Raw genomic sequence first — 19,337 nt, 5'->3', positions numbered from 1 at the left:
GGGATTATTCGAGGGTTTCCAGAATGTCCAGCATCGCGTTGCGAAGCGCGGTGGTGTCGATCGTGGTGCTGCCGTCACGGATTTCGGTCAGGCCGGTGTAGAAGTAGTTGGCATCGTCACGCTCGACCATGCCGTCGGGGTAGAGCCCGTCGAGCACGGCCTGGGCCGCCTCGGCGTCGACGCTCTCGGCGTAGGGGGCAAGCGCGTCCCAGATCACGCGGGCTTCGATGATCTTGATGTCGGCGTTCTCGGCGGTGAGCACGTCAACTTCGTGCAGGGCGTAGTGGCCCAGGGCCGAGAGCATCAGGCGATCGATGGTGGCCATCGCCGCGTCGTAGTCCGCGTCGTCGCCGAGCACGTCGTCGTTGCTCGCGGTGCCGTTGGCCAGCGCGTAGCGCGCGTCGATAAAGGCGTTGAAGATGGGCGTGACCAGGGTCAGGCCGTACTCGGCTTCCCGGGCCACGGCGTTGTTGGCCAGGGGCGCCGCGTCGCGCGGGGTGCCGTCGAAGTTCAGGCCGAAGTAGCCAAAAGCCTCATCGAAGTTCTTGCGCTTCTTGAGGTAGAGCTCGTGGTAGACCGAGTAATAAAAGAAGACCTGAAGACCTTTGTCGATGACCTGACCGGCCCAGGCGACGTCGGCTTCGGTGGCGCCGGCGGTGCCCATGGCGATGGCGTTGGTGATCTGGCCATCCCAGAAGGCGCCGACGTTCTCGTGGCCCCAGCCATGGGTGTCGAGGTGATCGTCGGTGCGGCCGGCGACCTTCTGGTTGAGGCTGTGAGCCTCGTAGAACGCTTCGATCTGCGCGTAGATCTCGGCGGCGTTCTCAGGGGTCGCCGTCTTGCGCAGGGTCACGATCTCGGCGTGGGACTCCAGGCGGGCGATCTGGTTGGTCATGTTCTGTTCGTCAAAAGGACGAAACTCCGAGTAGTCGACCACTTCGGTGTTGGGACCGTCGTCTTCGGTGGCCTCACCGCAGCCGGTCGAAACCATCAGAAGGGAAGCCAGTGCGGCGAGGATCCAGTGCTGCTTGCGTCGCTTGATCATACGAATTGCCTGTCGTTGGGGCGAGGTTGAAAATGAAATTGATTTTCATAAACACGCGTACGAGAGGGATAGGTAGAGGATGGCGAGAGGGTTGGCAAGCAAAAAGCGGAAGAAAAGCGCGCCGGTGGTCGCAGGATGCGAGGGAGGGATGGTGAGGCAGGGTGTCGCGTGTGTTTGCGCCGATCGCCGCGTATTTTCGCGGCGATCGGCGCATGAGACCGGGGGTCAGTCTTCGATGATAAACGCCCCGCGCATCTCGGCATGACCGGTCACCGCGCAGCGATACCCGTTCAGCGTGGGGGTGTTGGGGTTGCCCGGGGCCTCGCCGGCGAGCGTGCCGGCGACGGTAAAGCGCATGATGGGGCCTTCATCGACCCAGGCCACCTGTGGGTCGGCTTCGGGAGCGGGGTCGATGTTGCGCCCCTGGGAGGCCAGCACCACGTCGCCGGCGCGGGTATCGCCCAGATCCAGGAGATCGAAGGGGTGGACGTTGATGCCCTGGTTGTTGATCTCGTAGCGCCAGCCCCGCTTGAGCGTCACGGTGGGGTTCCAGGCTTGCACGTCGCTGATGGCGTCGGTGAACTCGGCGGGCTCGGCGCTTTCAAAGAGGTAGGCGGTGGTGCCGAGGGAGGCCATCTCAAAACGCACCGCCGGGGCCGGGTCGGCCGGGTCGGCGTGGGTGACCTCGAAGTTCAGCACAAGGGGCGCACCGCCGGCGTCGGTCTGGAGCGTATCGATGCTCGCATCGAGTACGCCGTTTTCGTCGACATCCTCAAAGAGGTAGACGTACAGGGTCTCACCCGGGGTGGCGATGGGGCGGCTTAAGGTCAGAGGCAGCGCTTCAAAAAGCCCGGGTGCCAGGGGAGCGGTCGCGAGCGTTTCCTCGTCGGCGTCGGCGATGGCGATGAGTGCGTGGCGAGCGCTGCTGACCATGGTGATGCGGACGCGGGTGGAAAATTCGAGGGTATGGTCGTCGGCCTGGAGGCCGGCCGAGGGGATGCGCACCTCCACCGCCGCGGCGACGGGCTGGCCATCGGCGTCGAGCGCGGGAGGATCGTCGGGGGTGTCGGCGCTGGCATCGTAGCCAAAGACGCCATCTTCGGGGGCCTCGCGATGAAGTCTCGCCAGCAGCCACTCCCCGTCTTCGAGCTCGCGCGTCAGGCTCACGCTCACATCGCTCGACTCACCTGCATCGACCGCCACGCTGCCCAGAAGCTCCCCGGCGCTGCTGAGATCGTCGGGGTTGTCGAGCGCGTAGATCGCCACCCAGCCGGGTTGTGTGGCGAGCACCTCGGCGATGCGCACCTCATCGCGGGCCTCGGTGAGCACCTGGCGCTCGACACGTACATGATCGTCGGGCTCGGCGTCGGCGTCGGGGTCGACGTCGGCATCGGGAGCGTCGGTATCGGGAACGTCGGTATCGGCATCGGCGTCGACGTCGGCTCCTGCATCACGATCGGTGGGGTCCGGTGTGTCGTCTTCGGGAGAGCCGCAGGCGGCGATGGTGAGGATGAGAGCGAGAAACAAAACACGTCGAGACATAAGAAACTCCTGCAACGCTACGATGAACACGAGTCGTCCGAGAGTGCCTGCAGCAGGCGCTTCGAGACGATGCGATCGGCCGGAGACCGCGTATGTTCAAGTATACGCCGTGAGCCGTGGTCGGTGCCACCGGGTATGACATCCGGCGTGGCGCGCGCCGAGGCGGAGAGCTCGGCGATGGGGGGCGCAGAGCGGTGGTCAGCAGCTTGAGCTCTGTCGTAGAGTCATCCCGATCGGAAGACATCAGGATGGGCTCGTCAGGCGCGGGTTGAAGGTAAGAGGGGAGTGCTACCTGTAGCGTGGCGGATATCTCGCATCCAAAGGCGTCAACATGGCCTCAGGGCGTTCTACGGGGTTTGGAGGTGAACATTGGAAGGGTTGGAATCGGTCGAATTCATCGCAATTCTCGCGTTGCTCCTGCTTGTATGCCTCGCGACGTTTTTGAAGTGGCGTCATTGGGAGAAGAGCGCGTCGGCCTGGCGGGAGGTCGCCGATCATTGCGGCCTTCACTTCTGGGATCGAGGCGTTGCTGCTCAGCAGTTGGAGGGGGGGTATCGCGGCTATGACGTGCAGGTGAGTACGGAAACTTTCAGGATGGACCAGGGGCGCTATGCCGACATCCATTACGTGACCACATGTGTTGTGAAGGCGCTGGAGCCCGCGCTTGGCGAGGTCTGGATGGACCCGCGCGAGCCCTACGCCCATGAGATTGGGGCCTGGAAAGCGACGACAAAGAGTTTTGCGGCCGCCTTTCGTCGGAACGACGTCGGTATCACCCGCTGGCTCGCCGACGATCCGGAGGTACGCCTTGTTATGGAGCGGGTTCAGGCCGCCGGCGATAACCTCACGCTTCGCCATGGCGAGTTGCGACGCAGCCGTGGGCACCTCTTCGTGTCATTTGGAGACCTCTTAACATTCATCAACACCAGCATTGATGTGGCCGCGAAGATCGACTCCCGCGCGCGTCAGTTTCCCGTGGAAACCACGCAGGAAGGTGAGGCTGGCGAGGAGGTCGTGGTCAGCGTGTCGAATAACGCCGTGTGGTGATGCCTCAAGGGGCATGGGGGCGGAGCGAGCCTACACGTGTGTTGCCGAAGCGCTCGACATACCTCGCTGGCCGAGCACCTCTTGTGTCGAAGCGCTCGGCCAGCTACTCGCCGCGTGAACGTGCGTTGCCGAAGCGCTCGGCGACCTTTGCCACCCTAAAAGAAACCATGTCGAAGCGCTCGACGTGTGTCTCGCCAGTGAAAGAAGCCACGCCGAAGCCTTCGCCAGGGTGGGTGTAAGCGGCGCAGGGGTCGTCGAGCGCTTCGTCACATGGGGTTGAGTGGGCGGAGGGGTCGACGAGCGCTTCGGCACATGGGGTTGAGTGGGCGGAGGGGTCGTCGAGCGCTTCGGCACATGGGGTTGAGTGGGTGGAGGGGTCGATGAGCGCTTCGTCACATGGGGTTGAGTGGGCGGAGGGGTCGACGAGCGCTTCGGCGAGGGGGTTCAACTCGGGTGGTGCTCGTCGAGCGCTTCGGCGAGGGGGTTCAACTCTGGTGGTGCTCGTCGAGTGCTTCGGTGCGTCGGTTTTACCATGAACATGAGGCGCCGAAGCACCCGCCAGCGTTTTGCGCCTTGCCCGGCTTCGTCACGCTTAATCTCGCATCCATCAGCGTCACCTTCTGCTCATAGCGTCGTGCCTGTGGTTGGATCTGTGGGGTGTCTTGCATGGTGTTGAAATGAAAGGGGTTTTGGGGTTTTAGGTTCTTTAAGTTGAGTGCGTTTCCGCTTCCTTTCAGTCTGGTGCTCTTGATGAAGCGCATGTCTTGAGACGAGGGACTGATGAGAGGACTTTTGATGACGCACGACGTAGCACGACATTCCCTGTTCGGATCGTTCTTCCTGGTCGCCGCGCTCGGGCTTCTGGCCTGTGATGGCGAGCCCGCCCCGGGGGGCGATCTCCAGACCGAGGTGGATGCCAGCCAGGAGCCAGATAGCGGGGAGAGCGATGCCGGAGAGCCTGACGCCGAAGCCCCGGACGGCGGCGATACCGGCGATGTGGAGGTGCCGGGCTGCGATCTGGAGGGCTTTGAGCTGAGTCAGGACCTGCAGATTGTGGAGGGGGCGTCGGGCTGGTCGTTGGTGGCCGAGGAGCTCACGCAGATGCTCTCGTTGAAGCTCTCGGCCGAGGGCGGCGCGCAGCAGGCTGGCACCTATACCTTTGAGGACGCGGCGCTCCGCGATCAGGCCAACTCCCTTTTGCTGGCCGAGGGGTGTTCGCCAGCGGGCTGCGAGGCCTTCTTTATGGCGGTGGGGGGCACCCTGGAGATTTCCGCCTGGGATTCGCAGGAGGGCGGGGCGTTTGAGGCCGAGCTTCAGGATCTGGAGTTGGTGGAGGTGGCGCTGAGCGAGGGCACCTTTGTGCCGGTGGAAGAGGGGCTGAGCTGGTGTCTGGAGAGCCTGGAGTTGATGGCGAGCTCGATGCCGATGGCGGACTTCCCCGACGCGATCAGCTGCGACGAGTCCGGGTTTGAGGAGGATGTCACGCTGAGGGCGGGCACCATCGTCGATTCCGGCTCGTTGATTGTGGAGCTCTTCTCTGGCGAGTCGACGCCGCAGAACGTGCTTTCGCTGCAGCTCTACGGCGCCACCGAGGGTGCTCTGCCGGTGGGGACCTACGCGCTGGACGACTACAACTACGCCAGCTGTGAGCGCTGTTTGCTGATCTATGCCGGGTGCGAGGGGGCCAATTGCAGGCGCACCTTTATCGCCGGCAGCGGTGAGCTGGAGATCGTGAGCGCCGGCGCGGTGGATGGAGCGTACGCGGAGGGAGAGCGTTTCGAGGCCACGCTGCGTCAGGCGAAGCTGGCGGAGGTGACCATCGATCCGGTCACCTACCACACCACGCTGGTGGAGGGGGGAGGGAGCTGGTGCGTCGAAGAGCTGGAGCTGGAGGTGACGATCGCTGGCGACGGGCAATGAGGCCTGGCCTCGGGCCTGCTGCCCTCCGGTGGGGCTCGGGCCGCGAGGAATCAATCACGCGAACACGTTGAGTGCATGAGACTAAGGAGATGAAGATGATGACATATGATGGACGATCGAAGCGATGGAGCCGAGCCTGTGCGACGCTGAGCCTGTTGGGGCTGGCGGTCGTCGGGGGAGCCTGCGGTCAGGCCGAGAGCGAGTTTGTGGACTATGGCGAGGCTTCGGCATCGCTGGAGAGCAGCGCGATCGGTGCCGGTCCGCAGACCTCTCGCGGGGAGGAGTTCGCCGGGATCGGCGAGCCGATCAGCGAGTATTATGACGCCAATGATAACTATTTTCTGGAGTGCCATACCGGCGCCGATCTGGCCCCATTGCATGTCACGTTTGATGCCGATGTGATGGGCTGGGTGCATCAGTGCATGGGGGGCTTGAGCGAGGGGAGCGATGGCGAGGCCGAGCCGGTGGCCGCCAGCGCCGCGCAGCTGCGCGAATGCGTCAACGGGGCGCTGAGCAAATCGGTGCTCTCGGGCACCGACAAGCCGGGCCAGGGAGGCGGCACGCCTAAGACGCGACCGCCGATCACCAACTTCCGCTACGACGGCGCTACCTGGGCGGCGTGCAACACCGGCGCCGATCTCGATGCCTTCCGTTTGCCCGGCGGCGAGGGGGAGTACGCCACCTGGCGCGAGACCTGCCTGGGGATCTCCGATGGGGGCACGGGCGGGACGGTTGGCGTGGGCGTGGGCCATGACTTTATGCATGAGCTGGCCGGTGGAAGCGCCTCCGGTAACCCGGTCTGTGGCGAGCTGCTGAGCGGGCACTCGCCGCGCAGACGAGAGGGCGCGGTGTTGACCTGTTCCACCCGTCCGCAGGTGATCTCGATGGGGCGGGGTGCCGAGGAGCAGCGCGCCTTTGCCGCGGCCTGCCAGGCGGCGGACTCCGGGTTGATGTCGAAGCTGGAGTTTATGCCCGGCACCGATATGCACCGTGAGGCGGTCTACAGCTGCACGGGCAATGCGACCACGCTGGCGCACTCCCGGGGCTATGAGGCCTTTGTCGGCTTTGAGTCGCGTTGCCTGCGCGAGGGTGGCGAGGTGGTGGTGCGGATGCAGAAGAGCGCGCGGGTGAGCGTGCCCGAGGCGGATTCGCGTATGCAGTACATCTGCAGTTCCACCGGGGCCACGCTGGGGCATGACGCGAGCATTTATGCCTATGAGGCCTTTAGCTTTGGCTGCCATCGCTCGTTTGGCCGGGTGTTGAGCACCTTTACGAGTGCGGAGCTTGTGGAGCCCGCGGCGATGACCGTGGGACGTGGGGGCCGTGTCGACAGTGCGGAGGGCCATGAGGAGATGGCTCACGTGGTCGGCGGCAAAGATATGAATGGCAAGACCATCTACATCTGCATGCCGAAGGGCGATCATATCGGACCGGGGGCCACGTATCAGGAGTTCTCGCTCTTTGAGTCGGAGTGCAAACAACGTGGAGGCATCGTCAAAGCCTTCTTTGTGCGGGTGGAGGCTGCAGCGGTTGAGGCGAGGTTCTAAGAGCCCCCCGGCAGCAGCGGAGTGCTCTGCTGCCGGGGCCCGCAGAGAGCTGTTGAACGCATGAGACTCGCGCACCTCACGATGATTGGCGTAAAGCTAATCTATCGATGAGGTGTGTGGCGTTTGGAGGTCGGGTGAAGGCTGTGGAGAGCAGAGCGCGGCTGGAATGGAGTCTGCGCGAGGACCATCCTTTTTGGCTCCATGGGGTGGCCGGTAGCGGTAAGAGCCAGATGTTGCGGGACGCGTTGCACGCGACCGGGGCCCGGGTGCAGGTGGTGGCGTTGCCAGCGCTCGCGCCCGGGGAGCGGTGGGAGGAGCTGACGCGGCGCCGCTGGGCGGGGGCGCTTTTTGAAGCGGTGGGGGAGCCTCCTCCTACGGGGATTGGGGTGGGCGGCGAAGACGCCCGGGTGGTGTGGGAGGCCTGGTGCGCACAGGTCGCCGGAAGGCGGGTCATTCTGGAGGGATGGGAGTGGATGCCGCCCGAGGTTCGCGCGTTCGGGCCGCTGAGGTTGTTGGAGCGGCGGGCCTGTGCCGGGGTGGTAGCCCGGGGGGCTCCCCGGGTGTTTTTGCCGGTCGGGGAGGTGGTGCGCCTGGAGGTGATCGCCTGTGAGGCGTGGCATGTGGAGCAAGAGCGCGCGCTGGTCGATGCCTATGTGATCCGGCGAGGTCGCCAGGAGCTTGTGGGGCGTTACCCGGCCGGGGCTTGTAGCGTCGGACACCCGGGCCACGCGCTCTCGGTGGCGGCGGCGTTGGTGGCGCGTCCCCCGGGGCAGGAGCCGCCGGAAGAGGCCGAGATTGAGCGACTCTCCGAGGCGCTTGGCGAGGCCCTGGGCCGGGAGTTGGTGCAGGCGATGGAGCCCGGAGAGCTGGCTCTGCTGGCCGGGATGGCGGCGCTGAAACGAGCGCTTTATGCCCGGGCATTCTGGCGTCATATCGATCGGGACGAGGTACGCCGGGCGCTGGAGCAGGGGCTTTTGGTGGAGGAACTCGACCAGGTGCGCCTGGCTACCTCGCTCCTGGCGAGGTTGGAGGCGCCAGCGTTGACCCATGCGCAGCACTGGCGGCTCTTACAGGTGGTGCTTGATGATTTTGAGGCGCGCGAGCGCCTTGCCCCCGGGGGCTACGCCTTTGCCGAGGATGTGTTGGTGCTGCTTCGGGCTTTTGCGCTGGTCTGCGCAGACCCGGCGCTGGTGGAGGAAGAGCTGAATGAGGAGCAGACCCGGAGCTTTGAGGAGCTCTGTAGCCGGATTCATAAGGCCTCTCGCCAGCTGAGCGCGCGGCGCTACGCGTTGGAGGCGCAGGCCTGCCTTCAGCGCGCGCCAGACTGGGTGCTGCGCGCGATCCCCGAGGTGCGCCTGCGCCTGGGACAGCTCCTGAGAAGGGTGGGGCGCGTGGCCGAGGGAGATAAGCTGCTGCGCAGCCTGCTCCGATTGCGCAAACACGAGACAGGCAAACGAGCCTTCCTCTGGGCTCAGACCATGGCGGCCAACGAAGGCTGTGCCGACGAGGCGATCGAGGCGTTGCGGGACTTCATTGCCAGCCTCGACCGTGAGGATCCCCTTTATGCGTTTGCATGCCTGACGCTGGCGCGGGTGCTGATGGAGCGGGGGGCCTTCCGCAGCGCGCTTTCGGTACTTGAAGAGGGCATCTACACCGCTGGAGCTGACATCTGGACGTTGGAGTTATTGCGCAGCTGGCAGGGGATGTGCCTGTGTTTTACTGGCGAGCCGGAGGCGGCCCTCTATCAGGTTTCCGATGCGGTGGAGCGTCTGGCGGTGCCGGGGCTGGAGCTGGCCCAGGCGGAGGCCCTTCATGTGTTGGGGACGATGTATTTTGAGTTGGAGCGCTATGACCATGCGCGCGAGGTGCTGCGCCGTTCCGGTGCGCTTTATGTGCGCTTTGGTGATGTGCGAAATCTGAAGATGGTGGAGGTGGCCGAGTGCCTCATCTCGCTGATGCTTGGCGAGGAAGATCCGCCTGATCGCGCGGAGCTGGCCCGGACGCCGGCGGCCAGCTACTGGGCGTATTATCAGGCGGAGTTGAGCTTTGCCGAGGCGGTGCACGCGCTGCGTTCCGGGGAGAGGGCTGTGGCGCGGGAGAGGTTTGCGGAGGCCGTGCACCAGCATCAGGTGTCGGGCAGCATGCACGCGCTCTGGCGCGTGCTGCGCTCGTATGCGCCGCTGCTTATGGAGGGTGGCGAGGTCGGACCGGCGCGAGAGCTGGTGGCGATTTTGGGTTCGCCGGCGGCTCGGGAGAGCGCGCCGGAGGAGGCACCCGAGGCGCTGAGGGCGCTGGCTGGCCTGGGCGGCGATCTGAGCATGTGGGCACATATCGAGGCGGGGGCCCCGGACACCGCAGGGGCACCGACGCTCTTGCCGCGCGATGAGCGAGGGGGCCGGTGGCTGATGCGCTGGCGGGAGTGTTGGGAGGAGGTCCTCACGCATCCGAGCGGGCCGCTGCCCCGGGAGATCGAAGCGTATCCGGAGCTTGGGGCGGTGGCCCGGGCGTGGCGGGCTCTGGCTCAGGGCGACACGCTGGCCTGCCGCCGCGAGCTGGTCCAAAGCCAGGAGTTGACGCTTGCCGGAAGCCTCTTTGGCATGGTGCGTGGGCTGCTCTATCTGGCGCTGGGTTCGGAGGCCCTGCCCACGCAGCGCGCCGAGATGCTGGCCTTCTGGCGGAGTCTTTCTTCGGCGCAGGTGGTCGAGCAGCTCCGCTACTGGGAGGCCTTGCAGAGGAGCGGAGCGCTGGATCTGGATCCAGAGAGGGTGCTCTCCCGAACGCTTATGCGCTGGCTGACGATCGTGGAGCGTTGGCGTGTCAACGGAGAACTGCTTATCGATCGGGGGCGCGGCGTGGTCTACGCGGGGGAGCGCTACCACGAGCTGGGGGCGGATACGATGGGGTTTGCGATGCTCTGCTTTCTGGCAGAGCGCCAACCGGAGCGGGTGCCTATGGAGGCGCTTTTTGAGGGGGTGTGGCAACGCTCTTTCAGCCCGCCTTCGAGCACCAACAGCGTGTACGTGACGGTGCGCGCGCTGCGCCAGGAGCTCGACGATGGGCAGTGTGCCGAGTCGCTGATCGGCGTGGAGCGTGGGGAGGGTTATGTGTTGAGGGTGCCCGCGATGCTGGTGGGATGAGCCGCGTGGTGCGGAAGGTCTGCCCGTGGACGAGGCTAAGGATGCGCGAGGTGCGGCGATGTTGGCAATCCCTGTTTTGTGGGATGGGGCTGATCGGCCACCAGGGCGGGCTCGTAGACTTCGAAGAGGCGTTTTAGCTGGTCGGCGAAGAGCGCGTCGGTGCCGTCGATATGGCGTCGAATCCAGAAACCCACGGCGGATTTCACGACGTTGCCCTCATAGACCCCGCCGTCAAAACCACGGTTATAGAAGTAGTTGAAGTCGGCCTCGGGCGCGTCGAAAAAGTGGGGGTTCATCATGAAGAAGTAGCGCTCGTAGTGGTCGCGCGGCACGCCCTGCGGGCTCTGCATGGCGAGTTGCAGGCGCGTGGCCTCGGCCTGCAGGTACTCCGGGTGCTGCTGGAGGCGCTGGTAGGTGGCCCACAGGGTGGTGGCCAGGGGGCGCACCGCCTCGGTGTAGACCGCGCGGGTCCGGGGGAGCAGGGCCGGGTGGGTGGCCGCCGGAAGCGCCCAGTCGGCCAGGCGGCTCACAAACGCGGGGTTGTAGTGGCCAAAGCTGTCGGTGGCGTCGCGCACCAGCGTGCCCTGGTGGGGGCCGCTCTCAAAGACGGGGAGGTCGGTGTTGGCCAGCAGGGCCTCCGCGCTCAAAAAGGTGCGGGCCCGGCAGTAAAAGGTGTAGATGCCGCCGGCCGGGAAGTAGTCGAAGGTCTCGCAGGTATGCCGGGTTTGATCGAAGTGGAGCCAGGCGTGGGTGGCCAGCGCGCGCAGATCGAGGGTGAGGGTGGAAGAGGCGGCGGCCTCGGAGTTCGGCGCTGCCGCGTCGCTGGCGAGTGGGTTGGAGGCGCAGGCAGCGGCCCCGAGGAGCAGGCCGAGCAGGGCGGTCGGGACGAGGAGGCGGCGGGGAAGGAAAGAGAGGCGCATTATGATCTTTTTTTCAGGGAGTGGGCATGAACGAGGATGTCAATCCGGGGAGTCTATGCACAAGGGCAGGGATGCGTCGACGTGGTTTGAAGACTTCGTTACGCTCAAGGGGACGAAGCACCCGAGAGGGTTCGTGTAAAATGAGGAGAGACGCGATGCGATCAAGGATGATGCGAGGGATGCTGGCCGCCGGGGTCATGATCTTTATGGCGACCAACGCGGTGATGCTCGGGCTGATGTGGGGCATCTATTTTGACGAGATCATCACGGATGTGGACCAGGACCATGTGATCGTGCTCACCCGGGATCTCGGCGCTGGTGAGCGCCTCGGGCCGGCCAACTCGGTGATCGCCAACCTGCCGGTGCGGGAGATCCCCGCGCACGCGGTGCGCTCCAAAGATGTGATCTTTCACCAGCGCGACGTCCTCCAGCATGAGGGGCGCGCCGGCCAGATCCTCACCTACGATGTGCTGGTGGAGCGGCCGGTGTGGCGCGCGGAGAGTCGCCAGAGCCTGGAGCGGATGCTCGGGCAATGAAACTGCGTTTGGGCGCGTCATTAAAGGCTGATGTGCGACCCGGAGTCGGGGCATTGAGGCCCCCGGTCGGTGCGAATCATCCAACGAAGGTTGTGTGAAAAGACCGAGCGGGGGAGGTGCGCAGTGTCAATGGGCGCAGTAAGTCGCCATAAAGAGCTGACCGTTCATGGGATTGGGATCGCTGTCGATGCGCATCCAGGCCAGGGCCATGAAGTCTCCCAGGTTGGCCAGGATCGGTACGGAGGTGGAGACGCCTTGCTCAAAGGCGATCGGTTCGTCGCGAGGCGCGCCGCTGGCGTCGAATTCCTGGAGAATAAGCGCGCCCTGGTCGCGCCAGCTCAGCGCGATGGCACCGCCGGTCCAGGTGGCGTGGGTATCGTAGGTGTTCGCGCTGGTCGTGGTCAGGTCTTCATCGACAAGCACCGCTTCGCCATCGGCATCAAGGGTGTTGAGCAGGAAGTAGCGCGCATTGAGGATGCTGACGATCGCGTAGTGCTCGCCAGTCCACATCACCCAGGGGGTGTACGATTGGGAGTCGCCGACACGAATCGGAGCCTCGTCGATGGGGTCGGCCAGGGCATCGAAACGTTGGAAGAAGGTCGCGTCATTCTCGGCAGCCGCATTGGTATAGCCGCGCCAGACAAGGGCGGCGTGGTCTTCAACCCAGATCATATGCGGGGCGCTGTCGGCCTGATAGGTCGTCAGATCGATGGGACCGGCAAGAAGCTCACCGGTGGCGCTGAGGGCGGCCAGGCGGTGTGTCCAGTGGTAGTCACCACCTTCAACCAGACTCTCTTTCCAGGAGAGTAGCCAGCCCTGGTCGGTCGCGACGAGGTTAGGGCTGACGATGGCGCGATCCTCGACCAGCGGGGCGCTTACGCCCAGAGATTGCCCCTGCGCGTCAAAGCGTTCCAAAAAGAGGCTCTCTTTATTCTGAGTCGCGCTGAACTCGATGCGGGCCAACGCAAACATCTCACCATCGGATGCCAGCGCGTGCGGTCCGATCTCGTCGAAGAAGGGGGAGTCGGTCAGGGCGATGTTGTCGCCGATCTGCTGACCATCACGATCAAAACGCGCCATATAAAGGTCGGTGTTGGTCGAGTTTTCACCCAGGTCATCGCTCCAGACCACCGCGTAGGTCGCGCCAAGACCGGCGATAGCGCGCGGGGAGTAAACGTTGGTGTTAGAAGTGTCGGCGAGTAGCTGCGCCTCGCTCAAACCCTGCGCGTCGCAGAAGGGCTCCAGGCATTGATCACCGACCTCCACCAGCCCCTCGTCGCAGAGGCAGGTGATGGCATCGTCGACAACCTCGCAGCTGGTGCGCCCCTCCTCGGTGCAGGAGTCTTCCTGGCAGGTCGGGGGCTCCTCGGCGTCGGGTTCGTCGTCGACGTCAGGGGTATCATCGGTGTCAGGTTCGTCGTTGGCGTCAGGGGTATCATCGGTGTCGGGCTCGTTTGTGTCGGGCTCATTGGCATCGGGGCCGGTGTCGCTGAGATCGGTGTCGGGCTCCTGCGGGTTGGGGGCGTCAGGGTCATCGGAGCAGGCCGCAGCGAGCAGCGCGAAGATAAGCAGCGTAGACAGGGATGTTCGAATGTTCATCGGGTACCTCCAGAAATGTGAGGGTCATGCATCCATTCAGCAAGAAACCGAGGTCAGGCCGCTGAGCCGCATAGAATAAAGCGCTCATGCACGTTGCGAGGCCCTGTGAGGGCTCACTCGTGGCCGGACTCGGTGTCAGGGGCATCTCTTTAAGCAGAGATCATGCCACTCTTCTGGAGGGGGGACGGCACGTCGGGGTGGATGCGCGAGCTTTGCTCCAGACGACGCGCTCGCTTCAGGCCGGCGCCTTCTCCACCATCTCGGCGCTGCGCAGCCCCCGGGCTCCGACAAGCGCGGAATGAAGCGGGAAGGGGAGCATATCCTCAAAGATCTGGCCGGCGATGAGCCACTCGCTCATCAACTGGGCCCGGCTATTGAGGCCGAGCTTCTGGTAGATGCGCGAGACGTACTGATGGGCCGAGCGAGGCGTGAGACCCATGACCTCGGCGATCTCACGCTCGGTGAGCGAGTCGAGCAGAAGTTCGTAGCACTCCCGCTCGCGCGGGGTCAGCGGGTTCTGGTGGGGGAGCAGCCCGTGGCTGATGAGCAGGCGAACCAGATAGGGGCCACAGCGCTCGAAGAAGCATGCGAGCTGGGCGCGATCTTCCTCGTCGAATTCAGGTGCACCCGGCGGGCGATCGACGCCGATGATGATCTCGACGGTGTCTCCCAGGGGCAGCCCGCCCATCATCCGGTCCCCGGAGCCCAGCAGTGCCATCAACTCGCCGGTGGGGGTCTCCTCCCAGCGTCGTTCGCCGATGAGTTCAGGGCGCAGGAGCACCCGGAGCCGCCCGGCCGAGCGGGCGATGGCCACCGAGGATGGGAGATCGTTCAGGGGATTGCGTTGGCGCATCAGCTCACGGATGTGCGCCTGGTACTTCGGAGGCGTCGGCGGGCTGTAGCGATGGATCGGGGTCCAGCCCTGAATCGGCTCGTTTTGAAGGTTGCGGGGCAGCACCCGGTTGCGGGTCATCAGCAACACAAAGGCGCGGTGCCCGCCGGTGGCGCGTGCGGCCTGGTGGGCCAGGCACTCGGCGATGAGGTTGGGATGGTGTTGAGGGGCCCTGGCGAGCGCGCTGAGCGCGTCGCAGAGGCGTTGCCAGCGATCGGGGTGCATGAGGGCTCGGAGCAAAACATCGTGCCCGGGGCGCCCGGAGCGATTCCAGAGATCGCAAGAGGCGCCGCGCGTGGCGAGTAGGGCTCCAATCCTCGGCGGGGGCTCTGGAGGATGTCAAGGGGGGAGGGCCCTGCGGGCTTGGGGCTCGGGCGTATGTGGCCGGGGGAGAGGCCCGAAGCCCGCAGGGATCAGCGCGGTTTGAGGTGGTTGTCGACCGTAGGCGGGAGCGTGTTGCCGCTGGCCTGGAGGTCGAGGGCCTCGGGGTGGCGCTGGTAGTGCGCCCGCACGATGTTGGCCAGCTGTGCGCGCGTGGCGTTATCGACCGGGGCGGGGTGAGCGTCGGGGAGCGCATCGGCCAGCGCCTCCACAAGCTCATGCTGCGGGGCGGGAACCCTGGAGGCCCAGCTCCGCAGGAGTTCGCGATCGACGGCGGCCGGGAGCGAGCCCATGATGCCCACATCGTTCTGGTCGTGGACGAGCAGCCCGGAGGTGGTGCCGCGATCCAGCGTGAGCACCTGAAAGAGATAGAGCGTGTGGTAGTCAAGCTGGCGACGGCGCTCGTCGTCGGTGGGAGCCGGCGCGTCTTTGAGGCTCTCTTCGAGCAGCGCTCCGTAGGTCGTGATCACGGCCTCGCCATAGGCGCGGGCCAGGCGAAGATCGGCATCGAAGTCGCCGCTGGAGTAGCCCTCCAGGTAGAAGTGGGCCACTCCGCGGGTGCGCTCCAGCGCGGGGATATCGAAGTAGCGGTCGCCCTGGGCGTTGCCCTCGTCAAAGAGCTCGGCGTTGACGTCGCGAAGCGCGCTCAAAAAACGCGAGGTCTGCGTCTCATCGGGATGTGAGGGGTTTAAATCGGCCATGATGCGCCAGGTGCCCTGGCCGTCTTTGAGCTCGGTCCAGCTGATATGCATATGCATTGAGCTGGCGCGCGGGTGGGCCGGATGCACGATCGTGGAGATGGCCGTGGCCGAGGCCAGGCGTTTCTCGGGAAGGTCGTCGTAGTGCACGCATGAGACGTTGACCGAGGCGCGATTGAAGGTGGGAGTATCGGCCGTGGCAAGGCGTGTTCCGCCACCGTGGGTGCCCTCATCGCGCAGCCAGGAGATGGGCTTAAAGTCGGGTTCATCGTCGTTGGGTGCGGCGGCGACCAGACGAGCGGCGAGTTGGGCTTGAAGGGATTCGACGAGCTCCAGAGCGCGGGTGGCGCGGGGCGACTGGGGAGTGGTGCGATCGGTCGAGGTCATGAGGGCTCAGGGGCAAAAGGTTCAGGCAGGAAGCGCCTGATCGCGTTAGTGCGGGATCGAGGCGAAGACTCATCGGGGGCGTCAGACCGCCGGTCTAAGGCGGCCCATTAGAAGACGACGCCCACCATAAGATCCACCCAGAACTGGAAAAGCTCGTTCTGTTGTTGCGCCTCGATAAGGGCCACCGATGAAGCATAGGTGTGTGTCGACGAGGAGCCCGCGAAGAAAGCGTTGAAGGAGGGCCCGGCGATCAGCGCGAAACGCCTGGCGAAACGCCAGCCCAGAGGCGCTCGAAGATGCACCTGCAACCCCGAGGCTCCGTTGGAGGAGTCGGCGAACATGAGCACCGCGTCGATGTCGGCGAAGTAGGGGTGATCGTCAAAGGGCAGATGCAGTCCCAGCCCGGCACCGATGGCGCTGGCACCACCCAGCAGGGCGGTGCCGCTTTGAAAGAGATAGCGCAGCCGCCGCCCGCCCATGCTCAGGCCCGTGTAGAGGTGGCCGGGCAGCGCGTAGTAGCCAAATAACCTCGGGGGGTAATCCGTGGCGATGTTCACCAGTCCGACCGGCCAGTTGGCGTTTTGCGAGATGTTCACCACCCCGACCTGGGTGCCTGTAAGCTCGCCGGCGATGTTGACAATTCCGACCTGGGCGCCTCGCTGGGTATCGCTGACGTTGACTGCGGCGACCTGCGCCCCGTCGATGCGCCGGGAGTAGTTGAAGGCCGAGGCGACCTGGGCGCCTTCAAAATCGCCGTCGTTCCAGCTGGCTATGAACCCGATCTGGGTGCCGGAGCCCTGGCGCGCGGTGTGGTTGAACAGGCCGATCTGCGCGCCTTCGGCGCGCTCATGGCTGCCCACGACATTCAGCGTCAGCGGGGCGCTGGTCGGCCCCAGGCTCACGCCGGGAAGAAGTCCCAGACGAAGTGACCCGGGGGGCTCCCGTTCAGCGCGCGGCAAAGGCGCTTGAGGGGGGGCGGACTCGGCAACCTCGCGGGTACGCATCGTCGAGAGGTTGGCCAGGGATGCGGCTCTGCGGGCTGTCTCCCAGCGTACTTCGTCGTTGATACGGGCGTCGACGGAGGCGTCGGCGCGCACCTCCACAAGAGCGTTGGTCAGCGCGATGCTTTCCAGCGCGCGGGCGCGGCCCCGGGTGCGGGCCTCATCGCTGTGGGCCTGGTGTGCGGCGGTGATCACCCAGGCCAGGCGGCTTGCGGCCTCCCGGATCGCCTCGGAGTTGGCCTGGGGGCCGAGGGATGCGCGGTGTTCCAGGCTGGGCGTGCGCAGAATCACCACGCAGCGATCGCTTCCCTCCGGTACCCAGAAGAGGCGCCAGCGCGCCGGTGAGCTGTGGGTGGAGGTGGGGGCGTTGTCGGAAACATCGAGATCGGGAAGACGCAGCGCGAGCTCGGCACGCAGCTCGTCGGCTGCGTCTGTGTCAGCGCAGGCCGAGACGGTTTGCAACTCCAGACGCCCCCCGGAGGGCTGCGCCAGCGCCACAGCGGAGTGGGAGAGGTGGGCCGCGAGGAGCGCGAGGGTGAAAAGGGGGGCAAGCCTCGCGCGCACTCAGCGCCCCCCGCAGTGAGGGCTCTGCGCGCGGCGATCGTCCAGGAGCCGGCAGAGCTCGTTGATGGCGATGGGCGCGGCCATATCGTCGGGCCAGGTGTCGGCAAAGTAGGTCAGGTGGTCGATGGCGCGGCGCTCATCGCCCAGCTGACGGTAGTAGAGCAACGCCAGATCCAGGCGCACCGTGGCCGCGGCCCGGTCGCGGGGGCCGAGCACCTCGAGAAGATCTTCGTAGCGGTCGGCAGCCTCGGCGAAGTTGCGTCGGCGCATGGCTTCTTCGGCCTCCAGACGCAGGGTGGCCGGGCCGGGGGCGCGGGCGGTGGAGCCTTTCGCAGAGGTGGGGCGAGTGGAGGGAGGGCGCATGGTGATGCCGGCGTTTCGGGTCGGCGCGGCGCTCAGGTCGTCTGCCGACGATGGCGTGCTCGCGTGGGCCCGGGCGGCCTCGCGTGCCAGGGCCTGACGCGCTCTGTGGCTCTCCGGGTCGACGTGGGTGGTCACCGACTCCCAGCGTGTGGGGGTAATGGGGCGCTGCACTCCTTCGGCCCAGGCGCTGCCACCGAGCACCGCCTCCTCATCGCCCTCCTCGCCACGCACGACCACCTCGCCGGTGATCACACCGAGCTCCGACTGGTCCGCGTCGACATAAAAGGCCGTGCCCACCACGGTGGCCTCCCCGCCGGGAAAGCGCACCTGCAGGGTCTGATTCTCGTCGGGCAAAAACTCCAGCACGAGCGTGCCCTGGCGGGCCTCGATCTCCCAGCCCTGCTCCAGCACCGAGATGCCCCAGCGGGTGTCGTCGGAGGCAAAGAGGCGCAGCGCGTCGAGCTCCACGGTGGGCGCGCTCTCGGCGGCATCGGGCGTCGGTGCGGCTGACGGCGTTTGTGAGTCGGCCACCCCGGCGATCTTCGCCTCGGCGCTGGAAGCGACCCCCTCGTTCGCCGCGTCGGGAGCATCCGGGGAGTCGACCCAGCCTGAGAAGATCAGCGGCCAGGCCAAAAAGGCCACCAGCGCTGCGGCCAGCGCGATGATCAGGTGGGCGGCCGAGGCGCTGCGGCGGTTGGGCGCGTCGTCTTCGCTGGAGGTTGCTTTCGAAGACGCGCCACTCGGAGGTGGTCCGATGCGGCCGGTGGGCGTAAGGCGATGGGCCGGGCGCTCGCCAGTGGGCGGGGCGGCTGGCCAGGCTTCGCCAGGGGAGCCCAGGCGCGCGTCGTCGCCGCGAGTTACCCCGGTGTGGGGCGCATCCAGGGTCTGTTCGATGCGCGAGAAGAGCGCGTCGGCGTCAAAGGGCACCGGATCGGCCGGATCCCAGATGGTGGCCTCGTCGAGCATATCGCCCAGGCGTTCGACGTAGTTGCGGCACCCTGCGCAATGCTCCACATGCGCATCCAGGGTGGCCAGATCGCTGCCGGAGAGCTCCCCGCGGCGCAGATCGAAGGCATCGATCTGGATCTTTTTGCAGAGCTCGTTGCTGCTCATGGCCGCTCTCCACGTTGGGTGGCTTCGAGCACCTCGCGTAGCTCCTGGCGAGCGCGGCGAACCCGGGAAGCTACGGTGTTGAGCGGGTCGCCGGTCAGATCGGCGATTTCGCGCAACTTCATGCCCTCGATCTCGTAGAGCACAAAGGCTTCGCGATGATCCAGAGGCATCTTTTCCATGGCGGCGTAGAGGGCGCGCAGCTGATCGCGGGCTTCCAGTCGCCGCCAGGAGCTGCCGGACTGGCGCAGCGGGCGCCAGTCGTCAAGTGAGACGGTTTTCTTTCGCCGTCGCAGGTGATCGATGGCCACATTGCGGGCCACCCGGTAGAGCCAGGTCGTAAAGGTGCAGTCGCCGCGGTAGTCGCGCAGGCAGCGGTGCACCTGCACGAAGACCTCCTGAACCACGTCTTCCAGATCGCCGCCGGGCCCGACCAGCCGACCCACATGATGCGCCACATAGCCGACGTGGCGCTCATAGAGCTGCCGAAACGCAACGCGATCCCCGCCAGCTGCGCGGGTGATCAACGTCGCGTCGACGTCAAACTGGGGTTCGGTCTGGGCCATAATGACGGCTCAACATCGGTCAACGGCTAGGGTGGCGCCGGGTGTCGGCGGATCTTCGGAGAAAGTCCGAAGCGTTGCAAGC

The 19,337-nt window shown here is 65.6% G+C and carries 14 protein-coding genes; 5 read left to right on the top strand and 9 right to left on the bottom strand.

Annotation, left to right across the window (positions count from 1 at the left end):
- Positions 1–4 precede the first annotated feature (4 nt).
- Together EA187_RS19355 and EA187_RS19350 are read right to left on the bottom strand one after the other, a co-directional pair.
- On the bottom strand, positions 5–1,045 hold the full coding sequence (locus tag EA187_RS19355) for a hypothetical protein (protein WP_115608250.1): 1,041 nt from the start codon (positions 1,043–1,045) through the stop codon (positions 5–7).
- Between the two features lie 225 nt (positions 1,046–1,270).
- The gene (locus tag EA187_RS19350; protein WP_127781358.1) at positions 1,271–2,587 is read right to left on the bottom strand and encodes a DUF7282 domain-containing protein; all 1,317 of its coding nucleotides are present in this window, start codon (positions 2,585–2,587) and stop codon (positions 1,271–1,273) included.
- Positions 2,588–2,956: 369 nt separating this feature from the next.
- Here EA187_RS19350 and EA187_RS19345 point away from each other — a divergent pair, with 369 nt between their 5' ends.
- The 4 genes from EA187_RS19345 to EA187_RS19330 all read left to right on the top strand — a co-directional run bounded on the left by EA187_RS19345 (position 2,957) and on the right by EA187_RS19330 (position 10,238).
- The gene (locus tag EA187_RS19345) at positions 2,957–3,634 is read left to right on the top strand and encodes a hypothetical protein (protein ID WP_127781357.1); all 678 of its coding nucleotides are present in this window, start codon (positions 2,957–2,959) and stop codon (positions 3,632–3,634) included.
- 795 nt (positions 3,635–4,429) lie between these two features.
- Positions 4,430–5,554: a hypothetical protein gene (locus tag EA187_RS19340; protein ID WP_127781356.1), complete on the top strand. Its 1,125-nt coding sequence runs from the start codon at positions 4,430–4,432 to the stop codon at positions 5,552–5,554.
- 95 nt (positions 5,555–5,649) lie between these two features.
- A complete protein-coding gene (locus EA187_RS19335) occupies positions 5,650–7,101 on the top strand; it encodes a hypothetical protein (RefSeq protein ID WP_127781355.1) in 1,452 nt (483 codons plus the stop codon).
- Positions 7,102–7,217: 116 nt separating this feature from the next.
- Entirely contained in the window at positions 7,218–10,238 is a 3,021-nt protein-coding gene (locus EA187_RS19330; protein WP_127781354.1) for a winged helix-turn-helix domain-containing protein, read from the top strand.
- Between the two features lie 35 nt (positions 10,239–10,273).
- On the opposite strand, the gene EA187_RS19325 is transcribed toward EA187_RS19330, so the two are convergent.
- Positions 10,274–11,158 (bottom strand): hypothetical protein, encoded by an 885-nt coding sequence (locus EA187_RS19325; protein WP_127781353.1) that lies wholly within the window; start codon positions 11,156–11,158, stop codon positions 10,274–10,276.
- Positions 11,159–11,313: 155 nt separating this feature from the next.
- Between EA187_RS19325 and EA187_RS19320 the strand changes: the two genes are divergently transcribed.
- Positions 11,314–11,694 carry a hypothetical protein gene (locus tag EA187_RS19320; RefSeq protein WP_127781352.1) on the top strand — a complete coding sequence of 127 codons (381 nt, stop codon included), beginning with the start codon at positions 11,314–11,316 and terminating at the stop codon, positions 11,692–11,694.
- A gap of 126 nt (positions 11,695–11,820) precedes the next feature.
- Here the strand turns inward: EA187_RS19320 and EA187_RS19315 are convergent, their stop codons facing one another.
- From EA187_RS19315 to EA187_RS19290, 6 genes are all read right to left on the bottom strand, one after another.
- The gene (locus EA187_RS19315) at positions 11,821–13,293 is read right to left on the bottom strand and encodes a hypothetical protein (protein WP_115608268.1); all 1,473 of its coding nucleotides are present in this window, start codon (positions 13,291–13,293) and stop codon (positions 11,821–11,823) included.
- Positions 13,294–13,528: 235 nt separating this feature from the next.
- Positions 13,529–14,410: a helix-turn-helix transcriptional regulator gene (locus EA187_RS19310; protein ID WP_127781351.1), complete on the bottom strand. Its 882-nt coding sequence runs from the start codon at positions 14,408–14,410 to the stop codon at positions 13,529–13,531.
- Positions 14,411–14,598: 188 nt separating this feature from the next.
- Complete coding sequence (locus tag EA187_RS19305) at positions 14,599–15,651, bottom strand: coproporphyrinogen III oxidase (RefSeq protein ID WP_115608271.1); 1,053 nt, start codon at positions 15,649–15,651, stop codon at positions 14,599–14,601.
- Positions 15,652–15,758: 107 nt separating this feature from the next.
- Positions 15,759–17,216, bottom strand: coding sequence for an LA_2272 family surface repeat-containing protein (locus EA187_RS19300; RefSeq protein WP_127781350.1), 1,458 nt, complete (start codon positions 17,214–17,216; stop codon positions 15,759–15,761).
- Positions 17,217–18,692, bottom strand: coding sequence for a hypothetical protein (locus EA187_RS19295; protein ID WP_127781349.1), 1,476 nt, complete (start codon positions 18,690–18,692; stop codon positions 17,217–17,219).
- On the bottom strand, positions 18,689–19,255 hold the full coding sequence (locus EA187_RS19290) for an RNA polymerase sigma factor (protein WP_127781348.1): 567 nt from the start codon (positions 19,253–19,255) through the stop codon (positions 18,689–18,691). The genes EA187_RS19295 and EA187_RS19290 overlap by 4 nt, the downstream gene beginning before the upstream one ends.
- Positions 19,256–19,337 lie beyond the last annotated feature (82 nt).

Source organism: Lujinxingia sediminis, assembly GCF_004005565.1.
In the GTDB taxonomy this organism is placed as follows: domain Bacteria; phylum Myxococcota_A; class Bradymonadia; order Bradymonadales; family Bradymonadaceae; genus Lujinxingia; species Lujinxingia sediminis.
Note: the sequence above shows the minus strand (reverse complement) of the source record. Positions and strands in the feature narration are given on the sequence as shown.

Bases quoted from the DNA above. Each gene is read 5' to 3' on its own strand.
- EA187_RS19290 (WP_127781348.1), bottom strand. From the start codon at position 19,255: ATGGCCCAGACCGAACCCCAGTTTGACGTCGACGCGACGTTGATCACC.
- EA187_RS19315 (WP_115608268.1), bottom strand. From the start codon at position 13,293: ATGAACATTCGAACATCCCTGTCTACGCTGCTTATCTTCGCGCTGCTC.
- EA187_RS19340 (WP_127781356.1), top strand. From the start codon at position 4,430: ATGACGCACGACGTAGCACGACATTCCCTGTTCGGATCGTTCTTCCTG.
- EA187_RS19310 (WP_127781351.1), bottom strand. From the start codon at position 14,410: ATGCACCCCGATCGCTGGCAACGCCTCTGCGACGCGCTCAGCGCGCTC.
- EA187_RS19350 (WP_127781358.1), bottom strand. From the start codon at position 2,587: ATGTCTCGACGTGTTTTGTTTCTCGCTCTCATCCTCACCATCGCCGCC.
- EA187_RS19295 (WP_127781349.1), bottom strand. From the start codon at position 18,692: ATGAGCAGCAACGAGCTCTGCAAAAAGATCCAGATCGATGCCTTCGAT.
- EA187_RS19335 (WP_127781355.1), top strand. From the start codon at position 5,650: ATGATGACATATGATGGACGATCGAAGCGATGGAGCCGAGCCTGTGCG.
- EA187_RS19320 (WP_127781352.1), top strand. From the start codon at position 11,314: ATGCGATCAAGGATGATGCGAGGGATGCTGGCCGCCGGGGTCATGATC.
- EA187_RS19355 (WP_115608250.1), bottom strand. From the start codon at position 1,045: ATGATCAAGCGACGCAAGCAGCACTGGATCCTCGCCGCACTGGCTTCC.
- EA187_RS19305 (WP_115608271.1), bottom strand. From the start codon at position 15,651: ATGACCTCGACCGATCGCACCACTCCCCAGTCGCCCCGCGCCACCCGC.
- EA187_RS19325 (WP_127781353.1), bottom strand. From the start codon at position 11,158: ATGCGCCTCTCTTTCCTTCCCCGCCGCCTCCTCGTCCCGACCGCCCTG.